This window comes from Kitasatospora sp. NPDC048298, from assembly GCF_043201465.1.
Lineage (GTDB): Bacteria > Actinomycetota > Actinomycetes > Streptomycetales > Streptomycetaceae > Kitasatospora.
This window is the reverse complement of the sequence record NZ_JBICYZ010000133.1, coordinates 1-8472: the sequence shown is the minus strand read 5'-3', so window position 1 is coordinate 8472 and position 8472 is coordinate 1. Positions and strand designations below refer to the sequence as shown.

6 protein-coding genes are annotated in these 8472 nt (G+C 72.7%); 4 read left to right on the top strand and 2 right to left on the bottom strand.

The window, feature by feature from the left end; genetic code table 11:
- The first annotated feature begins 421 nt into the window (after positions 1 to 421).
- Positions 422 to 1183, top strand: a complete 762-nt coding sequence (locus ACGF0D_RS43610) for a ScbR family autoregulator-binding transcription factor (protein WP_392926060.1) — start codon at positions 422 to 424, stop codon at positions 1181 to 1183.
- A gap of 255 nt (positions 1184 to 1438) precedes the next feature.
- Here ACGF0D_RS43610 and ACGF0D_RS43605 read toward each other — a convergent pair whose 3' ends face one another.
- Positions 1439 to 5449 (bottom strand): hypothetical protein, encoded by a 4011-nt coding sequence (locus ACGF0D_RS43605; protein ID WP_392926059.1) that lies wholly within the window; start codon positions 5447 to 5449, stop codon positions 1439 to 1441.
- Between the two features lie 367 nt (positions 5450 to 5816).
- Here ACGF0D_RS43605 and ACGF0D_RS43600 point away from each other — a divergent pair, with 367 nt between their 5' ends.
- Positions 5817 to 6608, top strand: coding sequence for a putative protein N(5)-glutamine methyltransferase (locus tag ACGF0D_RS43600; protein WP_392926058.1), 792 nt, complete (start codon positions 5817 to 5819; stop codon positions 6606 to 6608).
- Positions 6609 to 6687: 79 nt separating this feature from the next.
- Here the strand turns inward: ACGF0D_RS43600 and ACGF0D_RS43595 are convergent, their stop codons facing one another.
- Positions 6688 to 7116, bottom strand: coding sequence for a PPOX class F420-dependent oxidoreductase (locus ACGF0D_RS43595; RefSeq protein ID WP_392882198.1), 429 nt, complete (start codon positions 7114 to 7116; stop codon positions 6688 to 6690).
- A 214-nt stretch (positions 7117 to 7330) separates the two neighbouring features.
- On the opposite strand from ACGF0D_RS43595, the gene ACGF0D_RS43590 reads away from it, so the two are divergent.
- Both ACGF0D_RS43590 and ACGF0D_RS43585 read left to right on the top strand, forming a co-directional pair.
- Entirely contained in the window at positions 7331 to 7777 is a 447-nt protein-coding gene (locus tag ACGF0D_RS43590; RefSeq protein WP_392882195.1) for a hypothetical protein, read from the top strand.
- 75 nt (positions 7778 to 7852) lie between these two features.
- Positions 7853 to 8356, top strand: coding sequence for a DinB family protein (locus ACGF0D_RS43585; RefSeq protein ID WP_392926056.1), 504 nt, complete (start codon positions 7853 to 7855; stop codon positions 8354 to 8356).
- The last annotated feature ends 116 nt before the right edge of the window (positions 8357 to 8472 follow it).

Genomic DNA, 8472 nt, shown 5'->3' with positions numbered 1-8472 from the left:
CCCCGGCTTCCCCCTCCCCGACCCCTATGCGGGCGCCCCCCCCCCGCCCGGGGGGGGGGGGGGGGGGGCCCCGGGGGGGGGGGGGGGGCCGCCGCCCCCCCCCCCCCCGGCCTCGGTAGCTCCTCGACCCGGACGGCCTCCTGCGCACGCAGGAGGCCGACGCGTGTGTACGGGGACGAACACCTGGAAGAAACCCTTCATTCGGTTTCCGGGCGGTGCGAGGACGGCGGGCCGGAGATCGAATCGTCGGGCCGGGTCGGCGTGCGTGGTCGCCAAGCAGGTGGTCGGGCCTGACGGGATGTGAGGAAGGCGAGGGGTCGGCGGGATTCACCGACATCGCCTTGTCGGTCGCCGGTGGCGCGCAGCTAAGATACGGGGTGTTTGGTTTTGTTTTCCGGGAGTTCAGGGCGGGGTGGTTTCGGTGGTACGGCAGGAGCGGGCGCTCCGGACTCGTCGGCTGATCCTGGAGGCGGCGGCCTCGGTCTTCGACGAGTTCGGGTACGAGGGCGCGACCATCGGCGAAGTGGTCTCCCGGGCCGGGGTGACGCGTGGCGCGGTGTATTTCCATTTCGCCTCGAAGCGCGATCTGGCGCAGGGCGTGGTGGAGGAGCAGTTCGTCCAGGACGGAGTTCCCGAACGGAGCTGCAAGCTCCAGGAGTTCGTGGACACCGGGATGGTGGTCGCGTACCTGATGCCGCGTGACCCGCTGCTCAGCGCGGGTGCCCGACTCTCGCTCGGCCAGGACCTCTTCGACGACCTCGGCAGCGGCGCCATCCCCGGCTGGGTCAGCCGGTTCGAGGTGCTGCTGACCGCGGCGGGTGAGCGTGGCGAGCTGCTTCCGCACGTCGTGCCGGCGGACACCGCGTGGCTTCTCGTCGCCGCGTGGACCGGGGTGCAGATCCAGTCCCAGAAGCTCAGCGGCCGGGCGGACCTGGAGTCGCGGGTGTCCGCGCTGTACCAGCACCTGATGCCGAGCATCGCCGTGCCGGGCGTGCTCGGTTCGCTGCAGATGGGGCCCAACCGCGGGGCCCAGGTGGTCGCCGAGGCCGCGGCGGCCCGTGCGGCCGCGGAGGACGGAGGCCCGGCCGTCGACCCGGCCCCGGGCGGTGAGCCGCGCGGTGACTCGCGCGGAACCGGCGGCCCCGTGCGCGCCGAGGCGCCGACGGAGATCGGCGTGGGCTGACGGCGGCCCATGCCCTCCTGCCCGCAGGACTCCTGACGGGTACGGGCGAACCGGCGGCGACGGGACCACGGGATCCGTGTGGAGCCACGCCCTCGGCAGTAACAAACAGCACGTTCGGTTTCCTAATCCCCGCCGGGCACGGTCGGCGGCTGCGGCTGCCTGACCCCTGCCACGCCGGACCGACAGCGGGCCGCCCCCGGTACCCGAAGGCACCGGGGGCGGCCCGACCGCCGTCACACGGCGGGATCGTCGGCGTTACGCGACGGGCTGCTTGGCGGCAGCGCGGCGCCGGGCCCGGTGCAGCACCAGACCGCCGAGGGCGATCAGCCCGCCCCCGGCCAGGCTCGCGCTCGCGGCAGCGGTCGGGGCGCCGGTCGTCGGCAGCCCGCCCTTGCCGCCGCCCTGCGGCGGAATCGGGTGGTGGCCCGGGTGGCTCGGGCAGCCGTGGCTGCCGCCGCCCTTGTGGTCGTGCCCCTTCGGCGGGCAGGGCGCGACGACGATGCAGAGCTCGACCGGCGGGCTCTCCACGACCTCACCCCGCGGGTCGCGGGCGGTGGCCCGGGCGGTGTTGGTGATGCTGCCCGCCGTCGCGTCCTCCTCGGTCACCGTGTAGGTGCCCCGGCAGGTGGTGCTCTCGCCGGGTGCGAGGGTGGTCTGCTCGCAGGTCACGTTCTGGACCCGGTCGTCGTTGACGGCGACGTCGGTCAGCGTGGTGGAGCCGGTGTTGGTCACCGTGTACGTGTAGGTGACGATGTCACCCGGGAACACGGTCCCGTCGGCGTCGGACCGCTTGGTGATGGTCAGCGAGGACGCGCCGGCCGGAACCACCTTGACCGTGGCCTCGGCGGGCGGGCTCTGGACGGACCGGCCGTGGGGGTCGGTGGCGTTGGCGTGGGCCGTGTTGGTGACGTGTCCGGCCTGGCCGTCCGCTGCCGTGATCACGTAGCTGCCGTGGCAGGTCGTGCTCTGGCCGGGGTTGAGGGAGGCCGCGTCGCAGGTCACCGCGGTGACGTGGTCGTCGGTCACCGTGAGATTGGTGACGGGCGCCGTTCCGGTGTTGGTGACGGTGTAGGTATAGCGCACGGTGTCACCGACGTGGAAGGGGCTGGCGCTGTCAGCCTTCTTGATGAGGGTGAGCTGCGCGACGCCGGCGACGGGGACGGTGGCTTCGGCCGGCGGGCTCTGCTCGGGTTGGCCCGCGGGGTTGGTGCCGTTGGCGACGGCGGTGTTGGTGACGTGACCGGCCGTGACGTCGGCCGCGGTGATGACGTAGCTGCCGTGGCAGGTGGTGTTCTGGCCGGGGTTGAGGGAGGCCGCGCCACAGGTGACCGAGGTGACGTGGTCGTCGGTCACGGTGAGGTTGTTGACGACCGCGGTGCCGGTGTTGGTGACGGTGTAGGTGTAGGTGACGGTGTCGCCGATGTGGAACGGTCCGACGCTGTCCGGGACCTTGGCGAGGGTCAGTTCCACGACGCCCGCGACCGGAACGCCGGCTTCGGCCGGCGGGCTCTGGACCGTCTCGCCTTCCGGACCGGTGCCGTGGGCGTGCGCGACGTTGGTCACGTGACCGGCCGTGACGTCCGCCGCGGTGATCACGTAGCTGCCGTGGCAGGTCGCGGTCTGGCCGGGGTTGAGGGTGGTCACGTCACACGTCACGTTCTGGACGTGGTCGTCCGTGACGGTGAGGTTGTTGACGACCGCGGTGCCGGTGTTGGTGACCGTGTAGGTGTAGTGGACGGTGTCACCGAGGTGGAACGGGCCGACGCTGTCCGGGACCTTCGCGAGGCTCAGCTCCGCGACGCCGACGACGGGGACGGTGGCCTCGCCGGGCGGGCTCTGGACCGGCTGGCCCTCGGGGTCGGTGCCGTGGGCGTGCGCGACGTTGGTCACGTGACCGGCCGTGACGTCGGCCGCGGTGATGACGTAGCTGCCGTGGCAGGTCGCGGTCTGGCCGGGGTTGAGGCTGGTGGTGTCGCAGGTGATCCCGGTGACGTGGTCGTCGGTCACCGTCAGGTTGTCGACCGCGGCCGTGCCGGTGTTGGTGACGGTGTACGTGTAGGTGACGGTGTCACCCAGGTGGAACGGCCCGGCGCTGTCCGCCTTCTTCGCGAGGCCGAGCTGTGCCACACCCGCCACGGGCAGTGTCACCTCGCGCTGCGGGCTCACAACCGTGTCGCCCCGCGGGTTGGTGGCGAACGCCTCGGCCGTGTTGGTGATGTGGCCGAGCGCCAGGTCGGCGTCGGTCACCACGTACGTGGAGTGGCAGGTGGTGCTCTGGCCGGGGTTGAGGGTGGTCGCGTCGCAGGTCACCGGCGTGACGTGGTCGTCGGTGACGGCGACGTTGTGGAGCACCGTCGAGCCGGTGTTGGTGACCGTGTAGGTGTAGTGGACGGTGTCACCGACACGGACCGGTCCGAGGGTGTCCGCCTGCTTGGTCAGGTCGATGGAGGACGGGCCGACCACCGTGACCGTGGCCTCGGCCTCCGGCGAGGTGACCGGTTCGCCGTTGGACGTCCCGCCGGCGAAGACGTGGTTGGTGACCTTCCCGTCCTGGGCGTCGGCCGCCGTCACGACGTAGCTGCCGTGGCACTTGGTGCTGTCGCCGGGGCTGCCGCGCGGGGCCAGGGTGGTGGTGTCGCAGGTGATCCCGGTGACCCTGTCGTCCGTCAGCGTGAGGTTGGTGATCTCGGTTCCGCCGGTGTTGTTGACCACGTAGGTGTACGGCACGGTGTCACCGACGTGGAACGGCTCCGGCGCGTCGACGTGCTTGATCACCTCGAGCCCCGGTGGCGCCACCACGGGTACGTTCTCCGAGGACGGCGGAGAGGTGACCGGTCCTTCGTCGGTGGTCCCGGTGGCCTGGGCCGTGTTGTCGACGTGGCCGGCGGCGGCGTCCTCGGCGGTGACCAGGTACGTCGCCGTACATGTCACCGTCTCACCGGGGGGCAGGGCGATCGCCGGGCAGCTGATCGGCCCGACCTTGGGGTCGTTGACGGCCAGGTTGTTGATCGGCACGTTCCCGGAGTTGGTCACGACGAAGTCGTACTGGATCGGCGTGCCCACCGTGATCAACCCGGGCAGCGGCTGGTGCGCCTGCTTGACCAGGTTCAGCTCGGGCAGCGGCCGCTCGGTGCTGATCACCACGTTGCGGATCAGGTGCACGTCGGTGAACAGGCCGGTGGACCCGGCGAAGCCGAACTTGTACGTCGCGGGCAGCGGCTGCGGCGCGGGCGTCTGGATCACCTGGTGCGAACCGGTGCCGTCGTTGAAGTCGACGGAGACGGTGAGCACCGGCGAGGGCGCCGGCGTCAGGTGCACGTTCACCCGGCGGCGCGAGGGCTCCAGCAGGGTCTGCGCCTGGTCCGGCGTCACACCGGGCGGCAGCGAGGTGAGCGGGCCCTGGAGGGTGCCGGGCAGGGTGGAGGGCCACGGGCCGCTGGTGGTGAAGTTGCTGGTCGTCGCGGTCAGGAAGCAGTAGCCGAGGAGGCCGTTGCCCGGCCCGCGGACGGTGACCATGTTGGCGCCCGGCGCGGGGATGCGGAAGCCCGTACCGGCGGGGGAGCGCTGAGAGCAGCCGTTGCCGCGCTGCTCCCAGTCGCCGAAGTAGTTGCCGAGCACGTCGAGCCCGACTCCCAGGTACCCGCTGTCGACGCCGGGCAGGAAGGTGAGGTTCGGGTTGTCGTCGGGAAGCTTCTGGGCGTAGCCGAGGCTGCCGCCGAAGGCGCCGGGGTGGTTGAGGGAGACATCGCCGTTGACCAGGAAGAAGGAGATACCGTCGGCCGGGGTGGCGGGTGTGGTGCTGCCGTACTGCCACTGGTCGAAGGACACGTCCAGGCCGTTGCCGGCCGGTAGGGCCTGGTCGAAGAGGACCGCGCCGCTCTGGTCGTTGCTGGAGTCGGTGATCCGCAGGTAGCCGAGGGGGGCGCTGTCCAGCGGGGGCACCGGGCCGGTCTGGGGGACGGGGCAGCCGCCGAGCGGGCGACCGTCCGGCCCGATCGTCGAGATGGGTGCACCGGTGAGGCAGGCGGAGCCGACGGCGACGAACCGCGGGTCGGCGGTCGCACCGGTGAACGTCTCGTGGAGCAGTGGAGTACCGGTGGCCCGGACCCGCTCCGGCAGCGGCGCGGCGAGGTGGTGGGCGGGGGCGACGGCCTGGGCGAGTGAGGTGGTGAGGCCGGCGCCGATCAGGCCCAGCGTGGCCGCGGCGCTGATGAAGCGGGCCGTTCCGGCACGAAGCCGTGACGGTCCGTGGGAATGTCTCGTCATGCCGTTAATATGCGCGGGCGCTACGCACCGTTATCACTGAAGTACTGTCAGTGGAGCTATTCAATCGCTCGGACGAGCGAGTCGGAGGGGGCGGCCCGATGGGTAACGGGGTGTCAGGGTGACCCAGGGTCTTCCAGGATCATTCCAACGATCCTCGCTCGGTGGATGCGGTAAGGTGGCCGACGTCGATCGTGACCGCGACTCAGGAGGTGAGACCCATCAACGGAATGTCCGAGCGGGTGCTCCCGGAGCGCGGCCGTGCGGGCGCCGTCCGCGCATAGCGTGGCCGGCGCGCCGACGCGGTGTCGGCCCTCGCGGGAGCCCTGACGGAGTCGTCAGCCCTCCCGTCTCCCCCCAAGGGGTTCTCTTGCCGATCTTCCCTTCCGCCTCCCTCCGTTCCTCGGTGGTCTCCCGGCTGCGCGCCGCCGGGTGCGTGTTCGCCGAGGACGAGGCGCGGATCCTGCTCTCCGCCGCCGCCTCGCCCGCCGGTCTGGCCGCCATGGTCCGCTCCCGCGCCGACGGGCGGCCGCTCGAACACGTCGTCGGCTGGGCCGAGTTCGCCGGTCTGCGGATCGCCGTCGACCCGGGCGTCTTCGTCCCGCGCCGCCGCAGCGAGTTCCTGGCCGCCACCGCCACCGCGCTGACCGCCCCGGGCGCGGTGGTGCTCGACCTGTGCTGCGGCAGCGGCGCGCTGGGCGCCGCGGTGGCGGCCACGGCGGCGCACCCGGTCGAGCTGTACGCGGCCGACATCGACCCGGGCGCGGTCCGCTGCGCCCGCCGCAACCTGGCCGGCGTCGCGGCCGGGGTCTTCGAGGGAGACCTGTTCACCGCCCTGCCCGCGGACCTGCGCGGCCGGGTGGACGTGCTGATCGCCAACGTCCCGTACGTCCCGACCGGGGACATCGGCCTGCTGCCGCCCGAGGCGCGGCTGCACGAGGCCCGGCCCGCGCTGGACGGCGGGGCGGACGGGCTGGACGTGCTGCGGCGGGTGGTCGCCGAGGTGCCGCGGTGGCTGGCGCCCGGCGGGTCGCTGCTGTTCGAGACCAGCGAGCGGCAGGCGCCGACGGCCCTCGCGGTGACCGGAGCGGCCGGGCTGGCGGCGGTCGAGCAGTGGCAGGAGGACCTGGACGCCACCGTGGTCTCGGCGACACTGCGCTGAACCGCCGGTCGGCGCAGGGGGCTTCGAGCGCCGGAACCGGCCACCGCACCCCCGTGGCGGTGGCCGGCGCCGGAGCCGGTCAGATGTGGGAGCCGTACACGTGGTCGACCGGGATGGTGAGGAGCACCCGGCGGTCGGAGACCATCGCCTCGCGGTACTCCGCCCAGTCCGGGTGCTCCCCGGCGGCGCGGCGGTAGTAGTCCACCAGCGCCTCGACCTCCGGCCCGTCGGGGTCGGTGCCCGGGCCGGTCAGGGTGGCCACGCCCTCGGCGGTGGCCCAGGAGCGGCCGTCCGGCCCGGTCACCTCCAGGCTGGCCCGCGGGTCCCGGCGCAGGTTGGCGGTCTTGGCCCGCCCCTCCTGGGTGGAGATCAGGACGGCGTTCGCCGCCCGGTCGTAGAACGGCAGGACGGGGGAGAGCTGCGGCCGGCCGTCCGCCTTGATGGTGGCGAGGATGCCGAGGCGGCTCTGCGCGAGCAGCGCGTACGGGTCGAAAGGAGTGGCGGTCATGGGAGCATCATCGGCCTTCACACCGGTGTGAGGGCAAGGTCCGCCACGCGTGTTGGGAGAGGAGGCCCCGCATGACGGCACGGGCCGGCCGGGCCGGTGCGGGAGGTCGGGAAATCCGCCGCGACGTCCGGCGCGAGCCGCTAGGGTCGGGCGTGAGACCAGTGACGGTGCGTCAACGAGTGCGTACCGTCCGAACCCGAGGGGACAGCGCACGATGGCACGCGAACGCAGGCCGGTGGAACTGCTGGAGTTCTCCGACGACCTCCACACCGACGACGTCACCCCGCTGCAGCACTTCCTGGCCGCCCGCATGCGCGAGCTGGTCGAGGCCCAACCCGAGGGCACCAGCGCCCGGTTCGCCGCCGAGCGGCTGGCGCAGATCACCGCCGGCGACTGCGTCTTCCTCTCCGACGTCCTGGTGGCCTGGGAGGAGATCGTCCTGGAGGGCCGCAACGACGAGCCCGGCTGGACGCAGCGGATGCGCCAGGACGCCATGCTGTGGTGGCGGCGGCTCTGCGACACCGCGTCGCGGTTCAGCGACCACCCCGACCACCGATCCCGCTGGCGCCCGCTGAAGTTCATGAACCTCGCGCACGCGGAGTTCATGGACGGCCTGACCGACCGCGCGGGCGGCGTCTACGGGCAGGGGGCGCACCCGTGATCCCGGGCGGCCGGGGGCGGTGGCCGTAGCCGCTCCCGGAACGGGCTGTCGGTGGCGGCTGGTACGGTCCCGCGCATGAGCAACAGTGTGCCCTTCACGGGCGAGGAGAAGGAAATCCTCCATGCGGCGCTGGACCGGCACCGCGACGTGGTGCTGTGGAAGCTGGAGGGGCTGGACGACGAGCAGCTGCGCCGTCCGATGACGCCCTCCGGGACGAATCTGCTGGGGCTGGTGAAGCACCTCGGCGGCGCCGAACTCGGCTGGTTCCGGCAGACGTTCGGCCGGGAGATGGGCCCGCTGCCGTTCAACATCGACGCCGACGACGAGTCCGACATGCGGGTGGCGCCGCACGAGTCGACGGCGGACGTCCTGGCCTTCTACGCGCGGGCCCGGGCCGGTGCCGACGAGGCGATCCGGGAGCTCGCGCTGGACGACCTCGGCACCTCCTGGTCGGGCAACACCGTCTCGCTGCGCTGGGTGCTGACCCACATGAACACGGAGACGGCGCGGCACGCCGGGCACATGGACATCCTGCGCGAACTGATCGACGGCGGGACGGGGGACCACGACCGGCGCTGACCTCGTCGGCCCCGTCGGCCCTGAGGCGGGCCGACGGGGCCGAGGCCGGGTCTCTAAGGCCGGGGCAGTTTGGGCCGCCCGGGGCCGCGCCCCGGGCGGCCGCCGGGCGGCCCCCG